The sequence below is a fragment of the Arthrobacter sp. P1_D12 genome (genome assembly GCF_056406175.1).
Genome location: NZ_JBFUAR010000009.1, coordinates 91,153 through 111,131, shown reverse-complemented (window position 1 = coordinate 111,131; position 19,979 = coordinate 91,153). Strand labels below are relative to the sequence as shown.

General features: G+C 69.2%; 18 protein-coding genes. 8 read left to right on the top strand and 10 right to left on the bottom strand.

Annotation, left to right across the window (positions count from 1 at the left end):
* Positions 1 to 226 precede the first annotated feature (226 nt).
* From AC1DZV_RS08560 to AC1DZV_RS08545, 4 genes are all read left to right on the top strand, one after another.
* A complete protein-coding gene (locus AC1DZV_RS08560) occupies positions 227 to 1,354 on the top strand; it encodes an FUSC family protein (protein ID WP_028276614.1) in 1,128 nt (375 codons plus the stop codon).
* Between the two features lie 79 nt (positions 1,355 to 1,433).
* Positions 1,434 to 2,807 (top strand): DNA repair protein RadA, encoded by a 1,374-nt coding sequence (radA, locus tag AC1DZV_RS08555; RefSeq protein ID WP_223914678.1) that lies wholly within the window; start codon positions 1,434 to 1,436, stop codon positions 2,805 to 2,807.
* A gap of 158 nt (positions 2,808 to 2,965) precedes the next feature.
* The gene (locus tag AC1DZV_RS08550) at positions 2,966 to 5,092 is read left to right on the top strand and encodes a copper-translocating P-type ATPase (RefSeq protein ID WP_476950680.1); all 2,127 of its coding nucleotides are present in this window, start codon (positions 2,966 to 2,968) and stop codon (positions 5,090 to 5,092) included.
* Positions 5,093 to 5,108: 16 nt separating this feature from the next.
* Positions 5,109 to 5,744 carry a class I SAM-dependent methyltransferase gene (locus tag AC1DZV_RS08545; RefSeq protein WP_476953460.1) on the top strand — a complete coding sequence of 212 codons (636 nt, stop codon included), beginning with the start codon at positions 5,109 to 5,111 and terminating at the stop codon, positions 5,742 to 5,744.
* 90 nt (positions 5,745 to 5,834) lie between these two features.
* On the opposite strand, the gene AC1DZV_RS08540 is transcribed toward AC1DZV_RS08545, so the two are convergent.
* On the bottom strand, positions 5,835 to 7,046 hold the full coding sequence (locus tag AC1DZV_RS08540) for a fatty acid desaturase family protein (protein WP_243178328.1): 1,212 nt from the start codon (positions 7,044 to 7,046) through the stop codon (positions 5,835 to 5,837).
* 13 nt (positions 7,047 to 7,059) lie between these two features.
* Positions 7,060 to 8,139 (bottom strand): ferredoxin reductase, encoded by a 1,080-nt coding sequence (locus tag AC1DZV_RS08535; protein ID WP_243178327.1) that lies wholly within the window; start codon positions 8,137 to 8,139, stop codon positions 7,060 to 7,062.
* Positions 8,140 to 8,236: 97 nt separating this feature from the next.
* Here AC1DZV_RS08535 and AC1DZV_RS08530 point away from each other — a divergent pair, with 97 nt between their 5' ends.
* Positions 8,237 to 9,445: a PucR family transcriptional regulator gene (locus tag AC1DZV_RS08530; protein ID WP_028276908.1), complete on the top strand. Its 1,209-nt coding sequence runs from the start codon at positions 8,237 to 8,239 to the stop codon at positions 9,443 to 9,445.
* 25 nt (positions 9,446 to 9,470) lie between these two features.
* On the opposite strand, the gene AC1DZV_RS08525 is transcribed toward AC1DZV_RS08530, so the two are convergent.
* Positions 9,471 to 10,829, bottom strand: a complete 1,359-nt coding sequence (locus AC1DZV_RS08525) for a protein kinase domain-containing protein (RefSeq protein WP_476950678.1) — start codon at positions 10,827 to 10,829, stop codon at positions 9,471 to 9,473.
* 172 nt (positions 10,830 to 11,001) lie between these two features.
* Positions 11,002 to 12,615 (bottom strand): peptide chain release factor 3, encoded by a 1,614-nt coding sequence (locus tag AC1DZV_RS08520; protein ID WP_028276909.1) that lies wholly within the window; start codon positions 12,613 to 12,615, stop codon positions 11,002 to 11,004.
* 376 nt (positions 12,616 to 12,991) lie between these two features.
* On the opposite strand from AC1DZV_RS08520, the gene disA reads away from it, so the two are divergent.
* On the top strand, positions 12,992 to 14,068 hold the full coding sequence (disA, locus tag AC1DZV_RS08515; RefSeq protein ID WP_018774911.1) for a DNA integrity scanning diadenylate cyclase DisA: 1,077 nt from the start codon (positions 12,992 to 12,994) through the stop codon (positions 14,066 to 14,068).
* Positions 14,069 to 14,111: 43 nt separating this feature from the next.
* On the opposite strand, the gene AC1DZV_RS08510 is transcribed toward disA, so the two are convergent.
* Positions 14,112 to 14,828, bottom strand: coding sequence for a hypothetical protein (locus AC1DZV_RS08510; protein WP_476953459.1), 717 nt, complete (start codon positions 14,826 to 14,828; stop codon positions 14,112 to 14,114).
* Positions 14,829 to 15,103: 275 nt separating this feature from the next.
* On the opposite strand from AC1DZV_RS08510, the gene AC1DZV_RS08505 reads away from it, so the two are divergent.
* Positions 15,104 to 15,940 carry an HhH-GPD family protein gene (locus AC1DZV_RS08505; protein ID WP_476953458.1) on the top strand — a complete coding sequence of 279 codons (837 nt, stop codon included), beginning with the start codon at positions 15,104 to 15,106 and terminating at the stop codon, positions 15,938 to 15,940.
* A 16-nt stretch (positions 15,941 to 15,956) separates the two neighbouring features.
* A complete protein-coding gene (locus AC1DZV_RS08500; protein ID WP_476953457.1) occupies positions 15,957 to 16,454 on the top strand; it encodes a hypothetical protein in 498 nt (165 codons plus the stop codon).
* Positions 16,455 to 16,457: 3 nt separating this feature from the next.
* Here AC1DZV_RS08500 and dhaM read toward each other — a convergent pair whose 3' ends face one another.
* The 5 genes from dhaM to AC1DZV_RS08475 form a co-directional block, all read right to left on the bottom strand.
* Positions 16,458 to 17,129: a dihydroxyacetone kinase phosphoryl donor subunit DhaM gene (dhaM, locus tag AC1DZV_RS08495; protein WP_476950673.1), complete on the bottom strand. Its 672-nt coding sequence runs from the start codon at positions 17,127 to 17,129 to the stop codon at positions 16,458 to 16,460.
* Positions 17,126 to 17,758, bottom strand: a complete 633-nt coding sequence (dhaL, locus tag AC1DZV_RS08490; RefSeq protein ID WP_026266688.1) for a dihydroxyacetone kinase subunit DhaL — start codon at positions 17,756 to 17,758, stop codon at positions 17,126 to 17,128. The genes dhaM and dhaL overlap by 4 nt, the downstream gene beginning before the upstream one ends.
* Positions 17,759 to 17,760: 2 nt before the next feature.
* Complete coding sequence (gene dhaK / locus AC1DZV_RS08485) at positions 17,761 to 18,762, bottom strand: dihydroxyacetone kinase subunit DhaK (protein ID WP_476953456.1); 1,002 nt, start codon at positions 18,760 to 18,762, stop codon at positions 17,761 to 17,763.
* Between the two features lie 157 nt (positions 18,763 to 18,919).
* Positions 18,920 to 19,201, bottom strand: a complete 282-nt coding sequence (locus tag AC1DZV_RS08480) for a hypothetical protein (RefSeq protein ID WP_476953455.1) — start codon at positions 19,199 to 19,201, stop codon at positions 18,920 to 18,922.
* A 219-nt stretch (positions 19,202 to 19,420) separates the two neighbouring features.
* Positions 19,421 to 19,954, bottom strand: coding sequence for an amino-acid N-acetyltransferase (locus AC1DZV_RS08475; RefSeq protein ID WP_476953454.1), 534 nt, complete (start codon positions 19,952 to 19,954; stop codon positions 19,421 to 19,423).
* Between the last annotated feature and the right edge of the window lie 25 nt (positions 19,955 to 19,979).

The following is a 19,979-nucleotide window of genomic DNA, read 5'->3' as shown; positions in this document are numbered from 1 at the left end:
GCAGGGATGCGTACGGGTTTGTACCTTTACCGACCGTAAGTGGCCCAGGTGAAGAGAATTGCGGACCAAAGTGAACGGCCGGTGAACGACGCGGGACTATTGGCTTACATATGCCGGGCCGCCATTGTGTTCTGTGCGTCACAGTCGTATCAGCCGCACAGTGCCCGCGGCCCGTGCCGTGTCCTGCCGTGCCGGCCGTCCCGGCGCAGCAAATAGACTGGAGGGCATGGCCTCCGCGACTGGACTCTCCGCAAGCGCACGATTTCTGCGCGGCCGGGTCCGCACCGGCTTTGTCCGGAGCCGGAACTCCCTGGGCCCGGCCATCCAGATGACCACTTGCGCCGTGGGCGCTTACGCTTTCGCAGAATACGTCCTGGGTCACAGCGGGCCGTTGTTTGCGGCCACGTCATCCCTTATTGCGCTCGGTTTTTCCCGCGACCCCCGGCTGCGCCGCGTCATCGAGGTGGGCTTGGGCTGCACGCTCGGAATCGTGGTCGGAGACCTGCTGCTGCACTGGCTGGGCTCCGGAATCTGGCAGGCCGCCGTCGTGCTCCTTTTCTCCATCCTGCTGGCCAGGTTCCTGGACAGCGGGACGATTTTCACGACGCAACTGGGCCTGCAGTCGGTGCTCGTGGTGCTCCTGCCCGCACCGATCGGGGGCCCGTTCACCCGCAGCATCGACGCCGTGGTGGGCGGAGTGTTCGCGCTGCTGATGACCGTCCTCGTTCCCAAGGATCCGCGGCGTGAACCCCGCAGCGACGTCAAGAAGCTCCTGCACGAGCTCGCCGAGGTGCTGCGGGAATGCGCCTCGGCGCTGAGCTACAGCGATTCCACCCAGGCCTGGCATGCCCTCATCCGGGGCCGGAACTGCCAGCCGCTCGTCGACGCCATGCGCCAGTCGCTGCGTGCCTCCGGCGAAGTGGCAACCCTGGCCCCAGCCTACCGGCGGCACCGGGACGAACTGGACCAGATGGAGCAGTCGCTGGACTACATCGATCTCGCGCTGCGCAACAGCCGGGTCTTTGCGCGCCGACTGACCAGCGCCATCAACCATGCGGCGCTCTCGGACGAGGCCACCCAGAACATCGCCGAGGTCCTGCAGGAGACGGCCGCCGCCGTCGACGAGCTCTCGCTCGGCCTGGCGGAAGTCCACGACGGCGCCCGCCGCGCCCACCTGCGGACAGCACGCTCGGAGCTGCGGGAGATCGCAGGCCGGCTGCATCCGCGGATACTGGACGTCCAGCGGCTCGAGGGCGAAACGGTGGTCATGCTGTTCCGCCCGCTCATGGTGGACCTGCTCGAGGCCGCCGGGCTGGATTCCAAGGAAGCCCGGGACATCCTGCCCCCGCTGTAGCTGCTGCAGCTGGCGCACGGGCCCTGCTGGCCCCGCCGCCGGCGCACTTGTTGTCGCTGGCCCCCGATAGTGTGGACCAATGGCTACGAAGACTTCCCGGGGGCCGAAGGCGCCCGGCTATAAATGCGCCGAATGCGGCTGGACGACGGCCAAGTGGGTGGGCCGCTGCGGCGAGTGCCAGGCGTGGGGCAGCGTGGAGGAGACCGGCACCGCCGTCGCCCGGACGACGGCGGCCACGACGGTCCTGGAACCGGCCCGCCGGATCGCCGACGTCGACGCCACTACCGCCGCGTTCCTGCCCACCGGCGTGGATGAACTCGACCGCGTGCTCGGCGGCGGGCTGGTGCCAGGCGCCGTGATCCTGCTGGCGGGCGAGCCCGGGGTGGGCAAGTCGACGCTGCTGCTGGACGTTGCGGCCAAGTTCGCCCGCACGGCGCAGGACGTCCTCTACATCACCGGCGAGGAATCCGCGGCCCAGGTCAAACTCCGCGCGGACCGGATCGACGCCGTCGCCGAATCCCTGTACCTGTCCGCCGAAACTGACCTGGGGCAGGCCCTGGGGCAGGTGGAGAAGCTGGAGCCGCGCCTGCTGGTGGTGGACTCCGTGCAGACCCTCAGCAGCGCCGACGTCGAGGGCAGCGCCGGCGGCGTGTCCCAGGTGCGCGAGGTGGCGGCGTCCCTGATCGCCGCGGCCAAGCGCCGCAACATGACCACGCTGCTGGTCGGGCACGTGACCAAGGACGGCTCCATCGCCGGGCCCCGGCTGCTGGAACACCTCGTGGACGTCGTCTGCCAGTTCGAAGGCGAACGGCACTCGCGGCTGCGGCTGCTGCGCGCGGTCAAGAACCGCTACGGACCCACCGATGACGTCGGCTGCTTCGATCTGAACGAGGACGGCATCGAGGGCCTCGCCGATCCCAGTGGGCTGTTCGTCTCCCGGACCAAGGAGCCCGTTTCGGGAACCTGCATCACGGTCACGCTGGAGGGCCGCCGGCCGCTGCTGGCCGAGGTGCAGGCGCTGCTCGCCGAGAGTGCCAGCTCCCAGCCCCGCCGCGCCACCAGCGGGCTCGACAGCTCGCGCGTCGCGATGCTGCTGGCCGTCCTGCAGCAGCGCGCCGGCTGCCTGCTGAACAAGGACGACTCGTACGTGGCAACGGTCGGCGGGGTCAAGCTCAGCGAACCCGCCACGGACCTCGCCGTGGCCCTGGCGGTGGCTTCGGCCAAGGCCAGGAAGCCGCTCCCCCAGCGGCTCATAGCCTTCGGCGAGGTGGGCCTGGCGGGCGAAGTCCGCCCGGTGCCCGGCATCAACCAGCGCATCCAGGAGGCGCACCGGCTCGGCTTCACCCATGCCGTGGTACCGGCCAGCCCCAACGGGCACGGACCGGTTCCGGCGGGCTTCTCGGTCCGCGAGGTCGGCCACTTGGCCGAGGCCCTGGGACTGCTGATCAGCTGACGCCGTGGAAGCCGGGCGCCCCGGTGGTCTGGGACCTGGGGACGATGCGAGTTGCCAGAGGTCCGCTGAGGCTGGAAATGCCCTCTTGCCAAAGATACCCCCCGGGGGTATGTTGGGCGTAGCCGCAGATGACTGAGCATCCGTCAGGAGCACACACCATGGAACACCGGCACAGCAGCCCCGGCGCGGACCAGGGCCTCCGAGACCACAGCCCGGGCGGGACGCCGCACGGCAACCATGCTGTGAGCTCCGCCGCGGACGAGCACACGGTACACACTCACGGCCAGCATGCCGGGCACAGCGTCGCGATGTTCAGGGACAGGTTCTGGCTGTCACTGGCCCTGGCCGTGCCGGTGGTCTTCTTCAGCCCCATGTTCGCGGAACTCCTGGGCTACGCTCCTCCCGCCTTCCCCGGCTCAGCATGGATCCCGCCGGTCTTCGGCACGGCGATCTACCTCTACGGCGGCCGTCCGTTCCTCCAGGGCGGACTCAATGAACTGAAGACGCGAAAACCGGGGATGATGCTGCTGATTGCCATGGCCATCAGCGTCGCCTTTATCGCCTCCTGGGTGACCAGCCTCGGCATCGGCGGTTTCGATCTCGACTTCTGGTGGGAGCTGGCGCTGCTGGTCCCCATCATGCTGCTGGGCCACTGGATCGAGATGCGCGCCCTCGGCTCGGCGCAGGGTGCGCTGGATGCCCTGGCGGCGCTGCTGCCCGACGAAGCGGAACGCGTCACGGCTGCCGGCACGGAGACCGTCAGCCTCGCCGAACTCCGTGCCGGGGACACCATCCTGGTCCGCCCCGGCGGCCGGATGCCGGCCGACGGCACCGTCAGCGGCGGGCAGGCCGAATTCGACGAATCCATGATCACGGGCGAATCAAAAACCGTCCTGCGGGCCCCGGGGGATCCCGTGGTGGCCGGCACCATCGCCACTGACAACTCCGTGCGGGTCCGGGTGTCGGCCATCGGCGAGGACACGGCCCTCGCCGGGATCCGGCGCCTCGTGGCCGAGGCGCAGGCGTCCTCCTCCCGGGCCCAGGCCCTGGCCGACCGGGCTGCGGCCTTCCTCTTCTACTTCGCGGCCGGCACCGGCGTCCTGACCTTCATCTTCTGGACCCTGATGGGCAGCCTAGGAGACGCGGTCACCCGCACTGTGACGGTCCTGGTGATCGCCTGCCCCCACGCCCTCGGCCTAGCCATCCCGCTCGTCATCGCCATTTCCACCGAGCGCGCCGCCCGGGCGGGCGTCCTGATCAAGAACCGGATGGCGCTGGAGCGCATGCGGACAGTCGATGTCGTGCTGTTCGACAAGACCGGAACCCTGACCAGGGGCGAACCGGAACTCAAGGAAGTCGCCGCCGCAGACGCGGGAACAACCGGCCAAGACGCTGCGCAGAATACGGTGCTGGCACTCGCGGCCGCCGTGGAGGCTGACAGCGAACATCCCTTGGCCCGCTCAATCGTTGCCGCGGCCCGCGAACGGGGACTTAAGCTTCCTACGGCGGACGGGTTCACGTCGCTGACTGGCCGCGGAGTCCGCGCCACGGTCGATGGCCGCACGATCCAGGTGGGCGGCCCGGCCCTGCTCCGGGAGCTGGGTTTGCAGGAGCCGCCGGATTTGGCCGCCACGACCGGCGCCTGGCTGGAGCGCGGCGCGGCGGTGCTTCATGTCGTGGACGGCGGCAGGGTCCTGGGTGCTGTCAGCCTCGAGGATGCCGTGCGGCCCGAGTCCCGCCAGGCCGTCCGCGCCCTGCAGGCACGCGGCATCAAGGTGGCCATGGTCACCGGCGACGCCCGGCAGGTGGCGCACGCCGTCGCCGCCGAGCTCGGCATCGACGAAGTGTTCGCCGAGGTGCTCCCGGCCGACAAGGACAAGAAAGTGGCGGAGCTCCAGGGCCGCGGGCTGAAGGTGGCCATGGTCGGCGACGGCGTGAACGACTCCCCCGCGCTGGCACGGGCGGAGGTGGGGATCGCGATTGGAGGCGGCACGGATGTGGCCGTGGAATCCGCCGGTGTGGTCCTGGCCGGCAACGATCCGCGGGCTGTGCTGTCAATGCTCGATCTTTCCAGTGCGAGCTACCGGAAGATGTGGCAAAACCTCGTGTGGGCCACCGGATACAACGTGATCTCGGTGCCGCTGGCTGCCGGTGTCCTCGCCTTCGCCGGAATTGTCCTGTCCCCCGCCGCGGGCGCCGTGATGATGTCGGCGTCGACCATTGTGGTTGCCCTGAACGCCCAGTTGCTGCGCAGGCTCAAGCTCAACCCGGCCGCGGTCAGCTGACCTGTTGGAGGCCCCGATGCCGGAAACCACCCGCCGTGAGTCATCATTCGGGAGATCGTATGCCCGGGTGGGTCCGCGGATGGACGCCCGCGGCGCAGCAGAGCACCGCCGCCGGCTCGTGGCGCCGGCGCACGGCTTCGTCATCGAAATCGGGGCGGGCTACGGGGCCACCTTCCCGTTCTACCCTTCCGCGGTATCCGGTGTGCTGGCCCTCGAACCGGACCCCACGCTCCGTGCGCTGGCCCTCGCCGCCGCCGGTAAGGCGCCTGTGCCCGTCACGGTGAGGGACGGCGTGGCGGAAGCGCTGCCGGCGGCGGATGCCTCGGCCGACGTCGTTGTCTCCAGCTTGGTGCTGTGCAGCGTGCCGGACCCGTCCCTCGCCCTGGCGGAGGTGGTCCGGGTCCTGCGGCCCGGCGGCCTGCTGCTGTTCTACGAACACGTCCGCTCAGCGCACCGCCTGCTGGGGGCCGCCGAAGACCTGCTCACACCGCTGTGGGGCCGGCTGGCAGGCGGATGCCACCCGAACCGTGACACCGCCGCCATGATCGCCGCGGCAGGCCTGAGCGTGCAGGGCATCGAGCGCTTCGGCTTTTCGGTGCTTCCCGGCAATCCGCGGCTGGCCCACGTCCTCGGTGTGGCGGGCAAATCCTGAGCGCGTTCCGGCACAACGAAAAGGGGGCGCCTGCCGCGATGGCAGACGCCCCTCTTCTGATTTCACTCCGGCTGAGCCGGCCTGGGTTTGCTAGGCCTTCTTGGGAGGCAGGGCCAGCTTGAAGATCTTCGCCCACGTGGAGCCGACCTGCTTCAGCAGCGGGCCCGTGGTGTACGGCAGTCCGTAGCGCTTGCAGATCTCCTGCACCTTCGGCTGCACCTCCGCGTAGCGGTTCGAGGGCAGGTCCGGGAACAGGTGGTGCTCAATCTGGTGCGAGAGGTTGCCGGTCATGAGGTGCATGAACTTGGAGCCGGAGATGTTGGCCGAGCCAATCATCTGCCGCACATACCAGTCACCGCGGGTCTCGCCCTCCACCATTTCCTCGGTGAAGGTGTCAGTGCCTTCGGGGAAGTGGCCGCAGAAGATCACTGCGTGCGCCCACACGTTGCGGACGGCGTTGGCGGTCAGCGTGCCGTAAAGGGCCTGCTTGCCGGAACCGGTCAGCATGGCGACGGCGGGAGTGGCGGCGTAGTCCTTGGTGAACTGCGTCAGTGCCTTGCGGCCGAGGGCCTTCAGGTCCTTGGTCAGGGCTTCCTTCGATTTCCGGCCCTCTTTGTAGTCCACCAGTTCGAGGTCGTAGATCGCGATGCCCCACTCGAAGACCGGTGCCAGCAGCGCGTTGTACAGCGGGTTGCCCAGGTTGAAGGGAGTCCATTTCTGGTCCGGATCCATCCGCAGCAGGTTGTATCCGATGTCGTTGTCCTTGCCGACCACATTTGTCCAGCGGTGGTGGAGGTCGTTGTGGGTGTGCTGCCAGGAGCGCGCGGGGGTGACGAAGTCCCATTCCCAGGTGGTGGAGTGGATGTCCGGGTCCCGCATCCAGTCCCACTGCCCGTGCAGGATGTTGTGCCCAAGTTCCATGTTTTCCAGGATCTTGGCGAAGCTCAGCAGCGCGGTGCCGGCGAACCAGGCGGGCTTCTTCTTGCTGACAAGGAGCAGGGCACGGCCGGAGAGCTCCAGGCCGCGCTGGATCTTGATCATGCGGCGGATGTAGGCGGCATCGGCGGACCCGCGCTTGGCGAGGATGTCATCCTTGATGGCGTCGAGTTCGCGCCCCAGCTCCGCCACCTGCTCGTCGGAGAGGTGGGCGGCCGCGGGCGGGCGCAGCAGCGGGCTGCCGGTTTCGGCGAGGGCGCCGGGCCGCGTCTTCGCGACCGTGACGACCTTTGCTGTGTCGGCTGAACCGCTGGTGGCGGGGGTGTCGGCGTCGGAAAGGTCCGGTTTGTTGGAAACAATCGTCATGCGGTGATACTCCTCAGAGGTCGAGGTTAACGGGGCCGGCGGCTGCCGACACGCACGTCTGGATTAGTTGGCCGGGCTCGCCGTGCACTTCGTTGGTGCGCAGGTCACGGACGTGGCCGGCCCGCAGCGGGATGAGGCAGCTGTGGCAGATACCCATCCGGCAGCCGCTGGGCATGAGGATGCCGGCGTCCTCGCCGACATCGAGCAGCGGGGTGTCGCCATCGGCCTCGACTTCACGGTCGGAGGCCTCGAAGGTGACCAGGCCGCCGTCGTGCCCGGCGCCGCCGGCGAGGCTGGTGCTGAAGCGTTCGATGGTCAGGGTGCCCGAGCTGGCCGCGGCCTGCTGGGCGTCCTCCGCTTCGGCCTCCCACAACGCCTCGGCGTCGTTGAGGTACCCTTCCGGACCGCATGCGTAGGCGGCGCGCTGGCGCCAGTCCGGGCAGAGCCGGTCCAGGTCGGCGGCCGAGGTGAAGTCCAGCCGTCCGCTCTCACCGGTGAACCAGTGCGTGACGCGCAGGTTGGGGAACTGGTCGGCGAGCTCGGCGAGTTCTTCACGGAAGATGGTGTCCGCGGCGGTGCGGGCGGTGTGGATCAGGACGACGTCCGAATCCGGGCGGTGCGGAACGAGCGTGCGGATCATCGACATCACCGGGGTGATCCCGCTGCCGGCCGTGAGCATGAGCAGCGGCCGCGGATGCTCGGGAAGGACGAAATCGCCCTGCGGGGGCGCCAGGAACAGGACATCGCCGGGCTTGGTGCCGCGTACGAGGGCCCCGGAGACGGCGCCCATGTCGGTCACGGTGATTGCCGGGTCCTGTCCGGCGGGGGCGCTGAGCGAGTAGGACCGCCAGTGGCGGACACCGTCGAGCTCGACGCCAATACGGGCCCACTGGCCGGCAAGATGTGCTTGCCAGCCGCGGCCGGGACGGAAGAAAATGGTGGCGGAATCGGCCGTTTCTGGAACCACCCTGGTGACCACGCCGCGCAATTGGCGGGCGGAAAACACGGGATTGAACAGCGACAGAATGTCTTCTGGAGCTAGTGGGGTGGTCAGTAGAGATGCGGCGCGCGCCAGCTTACGGAGCCGGATCATTCATCAAGCTTATGTCAGATTGCGCCATACTTCTTCACCCAAGGCATACGATCGACTCGAGAAAACTATCCCGCCGCAACAACTCATCGGACTTTCCATGAACACATCCCCTGCCCGGGAGCCTGCCGGCCCCGCCCCCGCCTACGATCCTCCCTGGCTGGCCCTGCCGCGGGAGGTCAGCGACATGCTGCGGCCGCGGATGCCCGGCATTGTCGAGGCCATCATCGAGGCCGTCCCGCAGCTCGTCCCGGCGTACGCCAGGCCGATCGAGGGGCGCTTTGGCAGGGGGCTGCGCAGGGGCGTGGCCGCGGCGCTGGACCGCTTCCTGCAACTGCCCGGGACCCGGCTGCCGGCGCTGTCCGAGGAAAGCCGGGAGCTGGTGGCCGGGCTGGGCAGCGGCGAGTTCCGGCAGGGGCGGAGCATGGACGCGCTCCTGAGCGCCTACCGGATGGGCGCCCGCGTGACGTTCCGGGAGATGTCCAAAGTCTCAGTGGAACACCATCTGGGCCAGGGCGTCGTGGTGGACCTGGGCGAATCGATCCTCGCGTACATCGATGAGCTGTCGGCGGTCAGCGCCGAGGCCTACGCCTTTGAGCAGTCCGAACGGGCCGGAGCAGTGGACCGGCGGCGCACCGAACTGCTGGACCTGCTCCTGCTAGGCCAGGCCGACGAGGCGGCCCTGCGCCAGACGGCGGCGATGGCGGACTGGTCCCTGCCCCAGCGCATGGCGGTGGTGACGCTGCCGCTGGACCGGGCGGCCGGGCTGCGGCTGCGCCTGGGCCCGGGCACCCTTGTGATTGAGCGCGAGACCGATGTTGTCGCCCTGGTGCCGGCGCGGATGTCGCGCTCCGCCCGGGACGACCTGGACCGTGCCCTGAAGGGGCGCGGCGCTTCCGTGGGACCGGCCGGGGGCTGGGAGAGGGTTCCGGATTCGCTGCGGCTGGCCGTGCTGGCGGCCGCAGCACTGCCTCCGCGGGAGGGACCGGATGATCCCCCGATCTGGGCCGACGAGCACCTGGCGCAGGTGATTCTCGGTGCAGAACCCTCTGCGATCACGGAACTCGCCAACCGCCGGCTCGCGCCGCTGGAAGGGCTTCGGCCCGCACAGCGCGACCGGCTCGCCGAAACCCTGCTCTCCTGGTTGCGCCACTGGGGCCAGCGGGCGCCCGTGGCCGCCGAGCTCGGGATCCACCCGCAGACCGTGGGCTACCGGGCAGCGCAGCTGCGCGAGCTCTTTGGCGACGCCCTCGAGGACCCAACGGCGCGCTTCGAACTCGAACTGGCCCTTCACGCCGGCCGGCGGTAGGCCAGCCCGTCAGGCGGACCGCGGGTTACCCGGCGAGCGCCCGCCGGCTGTGGAGCCGCAACTCCAGGTCGTGCATCACGAGCGCCGCCAGGTCCTCCAGCGCAGCAGTGTCCTCATCGCTGAACTCGCGGGGCTCACGGTCCAGGATGCAGAAGGTGCCCAGGTTGTAGCCGTCCGGAGTGCGCAGCGGCACCCCGGCATAGAACTGCAGGCCGAACTCGCCTGCCACGAGGGGGTTGGCCAGCGTCCGGGGATCGTTGACGGCGTCCCGGACAATCCAGGCATCGCCCTGCAGGACGGCGGAGGCGCACAATCCGGGGTCCCGGCCGATTTCCGTGACATCCGTGCCGTGGTGGGACTTGAACCAGATCCGGTCATGGTCCACAACACTGACAATCGCCACGGGCACCGAGAACATGCGTGCGGCCAGCGCCGCGATCCGGTCAAAGACGCCGTCCGCGGGAGTGTCCAGGATCCGGTACCGCTCGACCGCCTGCATGCGCCCTTCTTCGTCGGTCAACAGCGCGGCCGGGTCCCGGCGGCGGCGTCCCGTGCCGTTGATGACTTCCTGGCGCAGGGCCAGGGACACTTCCCGGGCCGGCGGGCGGGCGGCCGGATCCCTGTCCAGCATGGAGGTCAGCAGGGCCGCCCACATGGGCGCGATGTCTTCAGGGACGTCCGGGTCGTGGAGCAGCCGGGCCAGGGCGGACTGCACCGGCGCGCCGGGATAGGCCATTTTCCCGGTCAGGCCTTCCAGGAGGACCAGCCCCAGCGAATAGACGTCGCTGGCGGGGCCCGCCGGTTCGCCGGCAGCCTGTTCGGGGCTGAGGTAGGCCGGGGTGCCGGAGCTGTCATCGGGGTCGCCGTGGTGGCCTTCGCGGATGGTGATGGCCACGCCGAAGTCGCTGAGTTTGGCGCGGGCGCGCCGGTCCTCGACGCTGTAGTCCACGAGCAGGATGTTGGCCGGCTTGACGTCCCGGTGGATGATGCCGTGGTGGTGGATGTGCGCAAGACCGTCCGCGAGATCGTGTCCGATCAGCGCCATGTGGGCCGCCGACAGCGGGCCCTCGGCCGAGCGGCGGCGCAGGTCGGGGCCGCGGACGAGTTCCATCACCAGATAACTGAGCCGGCGGGTCGGGTCACTGAGGTCCGTGCCGGCGTCGAACAATGTCACGAGGGCGTGGTGGGCCATCCCCGCCAGGATCCGCACTTCATCGGCTTGCCTGCGGGCCCGTTCTTCGTCCACTGTCCCGTCGCGGAAGAGTTTGACTGCCACTTCACGCCCCAGGACCTCGTCCGTGGCACGGTACACGCTCGATTGGCTGCCCCGGCCAATGAGCTCTTCGATCCGGTAGCGCCCGCTGAGCAGGGAACCGGGGTCCATGGTTGTCAAAGGTCTACGTGGTCCCTCTAATGGGGCCGCCGCTGGAGGCGGGGCGGATCAGTCCAAAGCCGGGACAAATCCCGGCACCCGCATCATAAGCAAGCTTACTTATCATAACGCGGAAACCGGATTCCGGAAGACTTCCCGGAAGTCTTCGGTCCGCCGCCTTGGGCTATTTTGCGGGGTTGTGGGTCCCGATCGGCACCAGGGTGAGGTCAGGGTGGTTCTTTTCGATCCGGCGCAGGGCCCAGACGTCGTTGAACAGGGCCAGGTATTCCCCGTCGGAGCGCAACAGGACTTCGGCGCCGGGGACGTTGGCCAGCGCCGGCATGGCGTCGGCGGTCGAGATCCGGGCCATGGAATACGGGAGCCGCTCCAGCCGCATCGGGGCGCTGAAGTCGTGCGCCATGCGGTCCTCGACCACTTCGAACTGCATGGGGCCGACGGCGGCAAGAACGGGCGCCTGGTCACCCCGGATGTCCGAGCGGAGCACCTGGATGACGCCCTCGTGCTCAAGTTGTTCGATGCCGCGGCGGAACTGCTTGAACCGGCTCGGGTCCTTGGAGCGCGCCACCTGGAAGTGCTCCGGGGCGAAAAGCGGGATCGCCGGGAATTCCACGGGCTGGTCCAGGAACAGGCTGTCCCCCACCCGGAGGGAGGAGGCGTTCACGAGGCCCACCACGTCGCCCGGGAAAGCCTCGTCGATCACCTCGCGTTCGCGGCCGAAAACCTGCTGGGCGTACTTGGTGGCGAAGGATTTCCCCGTCCGGGTCTGGGTGACCACCATGCCGCGCTCGAACATGCCGGAGCAGACACGGATGAAGGCAACGTGGTCGCGGTGGGCCTTGTTCATGCCGGCCTGGACCTTGAAGACGAACCCGGCGAACGGGGCATCCACGGGGCGGGGGTCGCCGTCGACGTCGGGCCGCGGGGCAGCGGGCGGGGCGAAGTCGACGAGGGCGTCGAGGATTTCCTTGACGCCGAAGTTCAGCGCGGCCGAGCTGAACAGGATCGGCGTCGCCTTGCCGGCGTGGAAGGCTGCGACGTCGAACGCCAGGTTGGATTCGATGACCAGCCCGGCCTCGTCCACGGCGTTGGACCAGTCGTCGCCCTGGCTGGCGGCGGCCTCGTCGGGGGTGAAGTATTCGGTCAGGGCGATGTTGGCCCCGGCGTTGTTGCGCTTGAACTGCGCGAAGCGGTCGTTGCGCAGGTCCCAGACGCCGCGGAAGTCGCCGGAGATGCCAACGGCCCAGGTCAGCGGCATCGGCTGCAGGCCGGTGCGTTCGGTGATCTCGTCCATCAGCGCCAGGGCGTCCAGGCCGGGCCGGTCCCACTTGTTGATGACAGTGATGATGGGCAGGTTGCGCTGCTTGCAGACCTCGAAGAGCTTCATGGTCTGGGTTTCCAGGCCCTTCGCTGCGTCGACCAGCATGACAGCACAGTCCACGGCCGCGAGCACGCGGTAGGTGTCCTCGGAAAAGTCGGCGTGGCCCGGGGTGTCCAGGAGGTTGATGACGGTGTCCCGGTAGGCGAACTGCAAAGCGGCAGAGCTGATGGAGATGCCGCGGTCCTTTTCCATCTGCATCCAGTCCGAGACCGTCTCCTTGCGGTTGGCCTTTCCGCTGGAGGCGCCGGCCGTGCCGATCACCTTTGCGTGCAGCGCCAGGGCCTCCGTCAGGGTGGATTTGCCGGCGTCGGGGTGCGAAATGACCGCGAAAGTCCGGCGCCGGGCCGCCTGCTTGTGAATCTCCTGGACTCGGGCGGGGCTGAGGACTTCTTGAGACACGATGCTACTTTCGCTGCGGCAGTGGACGGGTCACGGCGCGGAGAGCCCGCGGTACACCCAAGGATCCAAGTTTATCGCAGGCCGCGGACCGCGGACGAAGCTGCGGCCGGACCGCGTATGAAGCTACGCGAGGCCCGGGCACGAAGCTGCGGCGTTAAGGCGCCAAAATGCCGTCACGGACGGCGCCCGGGGCAGCCCTTCAGGAGGCCCGCGGCGGCACGCCGCAATGGACCACTTTAAGGCTTGCCTGTGCGGAAGTGGCCTTGCTTTACCCCTATCATGGGGAGAGCGGGGAACTGAGTACTTTGATCCTGCCGGGAGACCCTGGAATCCGGCGCACTTGCAGGCTCGTCCCTGCACCTTTGAAGGGAAATCTATGGCTCGGAGCCCTGAAGACGCGCTCAAGGCGACCTTGGCCAGGGTGGCACCGGGCACAGCCCTCCGCGACGGCCTGGAACGCATCCTCCGCGGCCGGACCGGCGCGCTGATCGTGCTGGGCATCGACAGGACCATCGAGTCCATCTGTTCGGGCGGCTTCGAGATCGGCATCGATTTCTCCCCCACCCGGCTGCGGGAACTGGCGAAGATGGACGGCGCCATCGTCTGCGACAAGGATGCCAGCAACATCCTGCGCGCGGCGGTCCAGCTCGTCCCGGATTCGAGTATCGAAACGCAGGAATCGGGCACCAGGCACCGGACCGCGGAACGCGTGGCCATCCAGACGGGCGTCCCGGTCATTTCGGTCAGCCAGTCAATGCAGATCATCGCGCTGTACGTGCACGGGCTGCGCCACGTCCTGGAGGGCTCCGAAAAGGTCCTGGCCCGCGCCAACCAGGCCCTGGCAACCCTGGAACGCTACCGTTCGCGCCTGGACCAGGTCACCAGCTCGCTCTCCGCCCTGGAAATCGAGGCCATGGTGACGGTCCGTGACGTCGCGGTCACGCTGCAGCGCCAGGAAATGGTGCGCAGGATCTCCGAGGAAATCTCCCAGTACGTCCTGGAACTGGGCGAGGACGGCCGCCTGCTCTCGCTGCAGCTGGACGAGCTCACCGTCGGCCGCGGCCCGGGCAGCGACGTCATCATCCGCGACTACTCCGGGCCGGCCGCAACAGCGGAGGACATCGACAAAGCGGTCAAGGCACTCGTCAGCCTGGGCCCAACCGAGCTGATCGACCTGGGCAAGATCGCCGGCATCGTCGGCTTCGCCGGCGGCGAGGCCAACCTCGACGCCGTCGTGCAGCCGCGCGGCTACCGCTTGCTCTCCGGGCTCAAGGCCGTGCCGAAGGCCGTCGCCGACCGGCTCGTCGACCACTTCGGCGGCCTGCAGTTCCTGATGGCGGCAACAATCGATGACCTCATGACCGTCGACGGGATCGGTGACCAGCGTGCCAGGACCGTCAGGGAGGGCCTGAGCCGCATGGCCGAGGCCAGCCTGCTGGACCGCTTCCTCTAACCCCCTCCACAAACCCGTCGGGGGGTAACAGGAGTTACACGGGTCAGCTGAGCTGGAACACGGCCTTGGGGCTGTTCTTGTTCGCCAGCCGGGCGGTGAAGACGTAGTAGGCGCCGCCGGCACCGGGCGTGGCCTCGACGGGCTCGCAGCCCTGCACCGTGCGGTTGCGCTCCCACGGGAAGTTCGCCGTCTCGCTCTTGCCCGGAGCAATGGTCTTCATCAGGTCCGTGCTCTCCGCCTGGCAGTCCTTGGAGGAGAAGATCCGGTCCGAGCCGCTGGTGATCATGTACTCCATCTGCGAGGTCCCGATGTTGACCTCGCACGGGACCTTGTTGTTGTTGGTCACCGTGAGGCTCAGCAGCGGCTTCTCACCGGCCGCATAAGCCTGTTTGTCGGTGGCGGCCGTAACGGTGATCAGATTCTGCTCGCAGCCCTCCCCCGATGTGGCCGTGGGAGAGGCCGAAGCCTCCCCGGACGCCGTCGGGCTCCCCGACGCGGAGTCAGCCGGGCTGGCCGCCGGCGACGTTCCTGCCCCGGACGGCTGGGCGCCGGCAGACTGGCCCCCGCCCAGGGCGTTCGAGACCGCCACAAAGCCGCCGAAGGCCACCGCGATGACGAGCAGCAGGACCACCCCTGCAAACAGCCGGCGGCGGCGGTAGACCCGGCGCAGCGGGGGCCGTCCGGATTTGCGCCCGGATTGCCCCGGGGCCGAACCTTTCGGCCGCGAACCGCCCGTACCTGAAGTGCCTTGCCTGACCATTGTTCTAGCCTAGAGAACCGCGCGGGCTCTGGCGCCCGGCCACGCCGCGGGACCGGACGCCGTCCCGATCCGTTACCCCGATCTATTACGCTGAATGGATCGAAACTCTAACCCCCACGCCCCCCGTATCCGCCGCGGCACCGCGTGACTCCCTGCCCGCCGGGGCGCCCGCCCGCGCCGGCAATCTCCCAGCGCTCTATACGGCCCTGGACGACTGGTTCGCGTCCAATGCCAGGGACCTGCCGTGGCGGGCCGCGGACTGCACGCCCTGGGGTGTGCTGGTCAGCGAAGTGATGCTCCAGCAGACGCCGGTGGTCCGGGTCCTGCCGGTCTGGGAAGAGTGGCTGCGCCGCTGGCCGGAACCTGCAGATCTGGCCGGCGAACCCGCCGGGGAGGCCGTCCGGTCCTGGGGCCGGCTGGGATATCCCCGGCGCGCCCTGCGCCTGCATGCCGCCGCCGTCGCCATCAGGGACAGCCACGGCGGGGCCGTCCCCGGCACCTACACCGAACTCCTGGACCTGCCGGGCGTGGGCAGCTACACGGCCGCGGCCGTCGCCGCCTTCGCCTACGGACGCCGCGAAACGGTGGTGGACACCAACATCCGCCGGGTCCACGCGCGGCTGGTCACCGGCTCTGCCCTGCCGGCGCAGGCCCTGACCGCCGCCGAAATGCGGCTGGCCGCATCGCTGCTCCCGGACCGCCCCGACGCCTCGGTGCGCTGGAACGCCGCCGTCATGGAACTCGGCGCCCTGGTCTGCACTGCGCGGACCCCCAAGTGCGGCCAGTGCCCTGTCCGGGAGTCCTGCGCCTGGCTGGCGGCCGGGGAGCCGGCGCCGGCGTACACGCCCAAGGGCCAGGCCTGGCACGGCACGGACCGGCAGGTGCGCGGCGCCGTGATGGCCGTCCTGCGGGCAGCCGAGGAGCCGGTGGCGCCGGTCCTGTTCCACCAGGCTCCCGCGGACCTGGGCTTCGAACCGGAGGGCGTCGGCATCCCGCTCGCGGCCCTGCACCGGCTCAACGCGGCCCCCGAGCAGCTGGAACGGGCGCTGGCAGGGCTGCTGGGCGACGGCCTCGCCGAACTGCACCATGGCGGCTTCCGGCTCCCGGGCTGAGGATCTACGCTGGAGCATGCGCAAGCTGGCGGCCGCGGCCGTGCTGGTCCTCACCGCAGTCCTGGCTGTCTCGTGCCGGCCGGAGGCCGCCTGCCCGGCGATCGCCCAGGCGCCCGTTGTGTCGCTCACGGTGGACCGTGAGTACGCCCCGTCAGTGCGGACCATCCACCTGGCCGCCTGCCAGGAGGGCCGCTGCAAAGAGGCGGACCTCGAACTGGTTCCCGGAAGCACGGCCGTGGACCAAGGCTGCGAGCCGGGCCCCTACGGCGGCGACGGCGTCTGCTCGGCCACTTCTTCACCCGACGGCACCCTGACCGGAATGCTGATGATGGAGACGCTGAGCGCCAGCCGGATCGAGGTGACGGCCACGGGCACGGACACCGCCGGGAACCCGCTGCCGGCCCGGACCGCGGCGTTCACGCCCCGCGCGGCGCACCCGTTTGGTGAGCAGTGCGGAACCTTCATCACCGCCAGCGTGGTGCTCGACGCAACCGGCCTCCGCCAGGCACCCTAGCGCTTACGGTTCTCCGAACCCCGAGCCGACCAGGCGTTCCAGGTAGTCGACCGCCTTGGCGGCGTCCGGGCCGCTGGCCTCCACGTGCAGGACGGTTCCCTTGCCGGCGGCAAGCATCATGAGCTCGGTCATGGAGGCGCCGTCGGCGCCGTTCACGGTCACCTCGGCGTCCATGGCGGACAGGCCTCCGGCGATCTTCGCTGCCGGCCGGGCATGCATGCCGGCTTGGTTGACGAGCTCAAAGTCCCCGGTGGCGTCCGGCGGCTGCTGGTGCACATGCCCCGCCTCCGCGGGATGGGCCGGCGGCCGGTAGACGGCCTCGGCCGCGTCCTTCACCGCCGCCGCTTCGGCCCCTGCCTGGGCAGCCACCGCGGCCGCGACGAGTCCTTCGACGAGGGGCGCGTCAGCAATCAGCACCGAGCCCGGCTCGGCTGCAAACTCCGCAGCGGACTCGGCCGTCATCACCGCGGAGCCGAGGTCGGCGAGCACCACCACACCGTCACCGGCTGCCTGCTCCAGGGCCGCCATGACCTTGTCCAGGCTCGTGCCGATGCGGCCGTCGTCGGTGCCGCCGGCGGGCAGGATCAGGACGTCGGGAGCCATCTGCGCGGCGAGTTCGACGGCGCCGTCCGCGATCTTGGAGCTGTGCGAGACGACCACCAGCCGGACTGTCATTCGGCCGCTCCGGCCGCGGCGCGCAGAATCAGCGCGCTGGAGACCGCTCCGGGGTCGCGGTGGCCGATGCTGCGCTCCCCCAGGTAGCTGGCACGGCCCTTACGGGCGAGCATCGGATCCGTGGACACGGCGCCGGCTTCGGCGGCCTCCGCCGCGGCTAGCAGCACCTTTCTGACATCGCCGTCGCCGTCGCCAGCCGCTGCGGCGGCCGCCTCGATCGCGGGCGTCCAGGCATCCACCATGGTCTTGTCGCCGGATTCGGCCTTTCCGCGGGCGACGATCCCGTCGCGGGCGGCCTGCAGCGCGGCAGCGAGGGTGGCGGCGTCGACGTCGGAGGCCTCACCCAGGGCCGTGGCGGCCCGCAGGAACGCCGTGCCATACAGCGGGCCGGCCGCCCCGCCGACCTTGGACATCAGCGTCATGGCCGTCAGTTTCAGGGCCGCGGCCGGGGTTTCCGGCGGCGCCTCGGCAAGTTTGTCCATCACGGCCTTGAAGCCGCGGTCCATGTTCTCGCCGTGGTCCGAGTCGCCGATGGGACGGTCCAGCTCGATTAGTTCCACCCGGTGCTCCGCCATGGCCTGCGCCGAAAGCGTCAGCCACCGCACCGCCCAGCCGACGTCCAAGCCCACGGTCAGACGCCCCAGCGAAGGGCCGGAGTATGCACGGGAGCGTCCCAGAGTGTTGTCATCTCGTCATCGAGGCGCAGGACAGTGATGGAGCAGCCCTGCATTTCGAGGGACGTGATGTAGTTGCCCACCAGTGAGCGGGCCACGGTGACGCCCTGCTCGGCCAGTTTCTGGGCGGCCCTGCGGTAGACGATGTACAGCTCGCTTTGTGGGGTGCCGCCCATGCCGTTGACGAACAGGAGCACCTGGTCCCCGGAAGCAAGGCCGAGGTCGCTGACCACCGGATCCAGGAGCCGGTCGGTGATGCCGTCGGCGTTTTCCATCGGGATGCGGTGCCGTCCCGGTTCGCCGTGGATACCGATGCCGATCTCGATCTCGTTTTCCTCGAGCTCAAAACTGGGCACGCCGGCATGCGGAACGGTGCAGGCGGACAACGCCACGCCCATGCTGCGCACGTTCTGGTTGACGCGGTCACCGATCGCGGCGACGGCGTGCAGGTTGTCACCGCGCGCGGCGGCCGCACCGGCGATTTTCTCGACCAGGACGGTGCCGCCGACGCCCCGGCGCCCGGCCGTGTACAGCGAATCCTGCACTGCGACGTCGTCGTTGACGAGCACGGTGCGGATCTCGACGCCTTCGGCCTGCGCGAGTTCGGCGGCGGTTTCGAAGTTCAGGACGTCACCGGTGTAGTTCTTCACGATGTGCACGACGCCGGCGCCGGAGCTTACGGCCAGCGTGGCCGGCAGGATCTGGTCCGGAGTGGGAGAGGTGAACACGGCGCCCGGGACGGCGGCGTCGAGCATGCCCAGGCCCACGTACCCGCCGTGCAGCGGTTCGTGTCCGCTGCCGCCGCCGGAGACGAGCCCGACTTTCCCTGCGACGGGAGCGTCCTTGCGCACGATGTATTTCGGGTCCGGGAAGACGGTCACGAGGTCGGCGTGAGCAAGCCCGAACCCTTCCACTGACTCGTCGACCACGGCTTTGGGATCATTGATGAGTTTCTTCATGGCGGTGCTCCCTGGATGGTGTCCTGGCTGCTTGCTTAGACCCTACTACCGGGGCACGGCCGGCGGTAGGCTCCCCGTTCCCCCGGCCCGGGCTCCCTGATGGGCTGCGAATCCCGGGGCGGCGGGGTTGTGGCCGTGCGTTCCGAACCCCCGCGCTTCAGGCCTGTTGGTCGGCCCAGGCCGGAGAATGCGGCCAGGCATCGACGCCCAGCCACGAGAACGGCGGCGCGGCGAGCCGGCCCTTGCGGGCGCGGGACGTGGCCGGCGGTCCTGACGCGGCAGATACCGCCTCGGCGGTTTGCCCCGTCACGGGCGCGCCGGTGCCGGGCGAGGAGTGCTTGGCGGGTTCGGGCGGCAGCGCTTCCAGCGGCTGGTCCGGCGGCCCTGCCGGAGCGCTGGCGATTGACCCGTGGATTGCGGAGAGATCGGGAAAAATCACGGCTTTGTGCAATTTTTTGCCTCCGGAAGTATGGCGGCCCACCCCCTGGGCCGGCATCAGTTTATCCACCAAATTTACTGAAGGGAAGCCCTGCGTGGACGTCGAGTTCCTGGCGGCTGCCGGCGCCGGCCTGGAGCCACCTTCGCTGGCCGGGGGGCCGGCCTGGAGCCGCCTTCGCTGGCCGGCGAACAGCCGCGCGCAGCCGCAACCCGGCGGGGGCTACAGCTCCTTGATCATCCTGGTGTTGCCCAGCGTGTTCGGTTTGACCCGCGCCAGGTCCAGGAACTCGGCCACGCCTTCGTCGTGCGAGCGCAGGAGCTCGGAATACACCACGGGATCGACGGCGGTCTGGTCAGCCATGACTTCAAAGCCGTGCTTCTTGAAGAACTCCACTTCGAAGGTCAGGCAGAAGACCCGGGAGACTCCCAGCGAGCGGGCATCCTCCAGCAGGCGCTCCACCAGCGCGTGGCCCACGCCCTTGCCGCGCCAAGCGTCCGAGGCTGCGAGGGTGCGGACCTCCGCGAGATCCTCCCACATGACGTGCAGCGCCCCGCAGCCGATCACCCCGCCGTCTTCGGATTCGGCGATCCGGAACTCCTGCAGGCTTTCGTAATAGGCCACGGTTTCCTTGGCCATGAGGATCCGCTGGTCGGCCAGGGGCGCCACGAGGGTCTTGATGGCGCCAACGTCGTCGGTGCGGGCGGGGCGGATGCGGATCGTCTCAGTCGCGGTCTCAGTCACGGTCTCAGTCACAGCCCAATCTTACGGGTGCCCCGGG

Coding starts and splice junctions, on each gene's coding strand:
- AC1DZV_RS08560 (WP_028276614.1), top strand. CDS start 227: ATGGCCTCCGCGACTGGACTCTCCGCAAGCGCACGATTTCTGCGCGGC.
- AC1DZV_RS08545 (WP_476953460.1), top strand. CDS start 5,109: ATGCCGGAAACCACCCGCCGTGAGTCATCATTCGGGAGATCGTATGCC.
- AC1DZV_RS08535 (WP_243178327.1), bottom strand. CDS start 8,139: ATGATCCGGCTCCGTAAGCTGGCGCGCGCCGCATCTCTACTGACCACC.
- AC1DZV_RS08550 (WP_476950680.1), top strand. CDS start 2,966: ATGGAACACCGGCACAGCAGCCCCGGCGCGGACCAGGGCCTCCGAGAC.
- AC1DZV_RS08540 (WP_243178328.1), bottom strand. CDS start 7,046: ATGACGATTGTTTCCAACAAACCGGACCTTTCCGACGCCGACACCCCC.
- AC1DZV_RS08530 (WP_028276908.1), top strand. CDS start 8,237: ATGAACACATCCCCTGCCCGGGAGCCTGCCGGCCCCGCCCCCGCCTAC.
- AC1DZV_RS08510 (WP_476953459.1), bottom strand. CDS start 14,828: ATGGTCAGGCAAGGCACTTCAGGTACGGGCGGTTCGCGGCCGAAAGGT.
- AC1DZV_RS08525 (WP_476950678.1), bottom strand. CDS start 10,829: ATGGACCCCGGTTCCCTGCTCAGCGGGCGCTACCGGATCGAAGAGCTC.
- AC1DZV_RS08500 (WP_476953457.1), top strand. CDS start 15,957: ATGCGCAAGCTGGCGGCCGCGGCCGTGCTGGTCCTCACCGCAGTCCTG.
- disA (WP_018774911.1), top strand. CDS start 12,992: ATGGCTCGGAGCCCTGAAGACGCGCTCAAGGCGACCTTGGCCAGGGTG.
- dhaM (WP_476950673.1), bottom strand. CDS start 17,129: ATGACAGTCCGGCTGGTGGTCGTCTCGCACAGCTCCAAGATCGCGGAC.
- radA (WP_223914678.1), top strand. CDS start 1,434: ATGGCTACGAAGACTTCCCGGGGGCCGAAGGCGCCCGGCTATAAATGC.
- dhaK (WP_476953456.1), bottom strand. CDS start 18,762: ATGAAGAAACTCATCAATGATCCCAAAGCCGTGGTCGACGAGTCAGTG.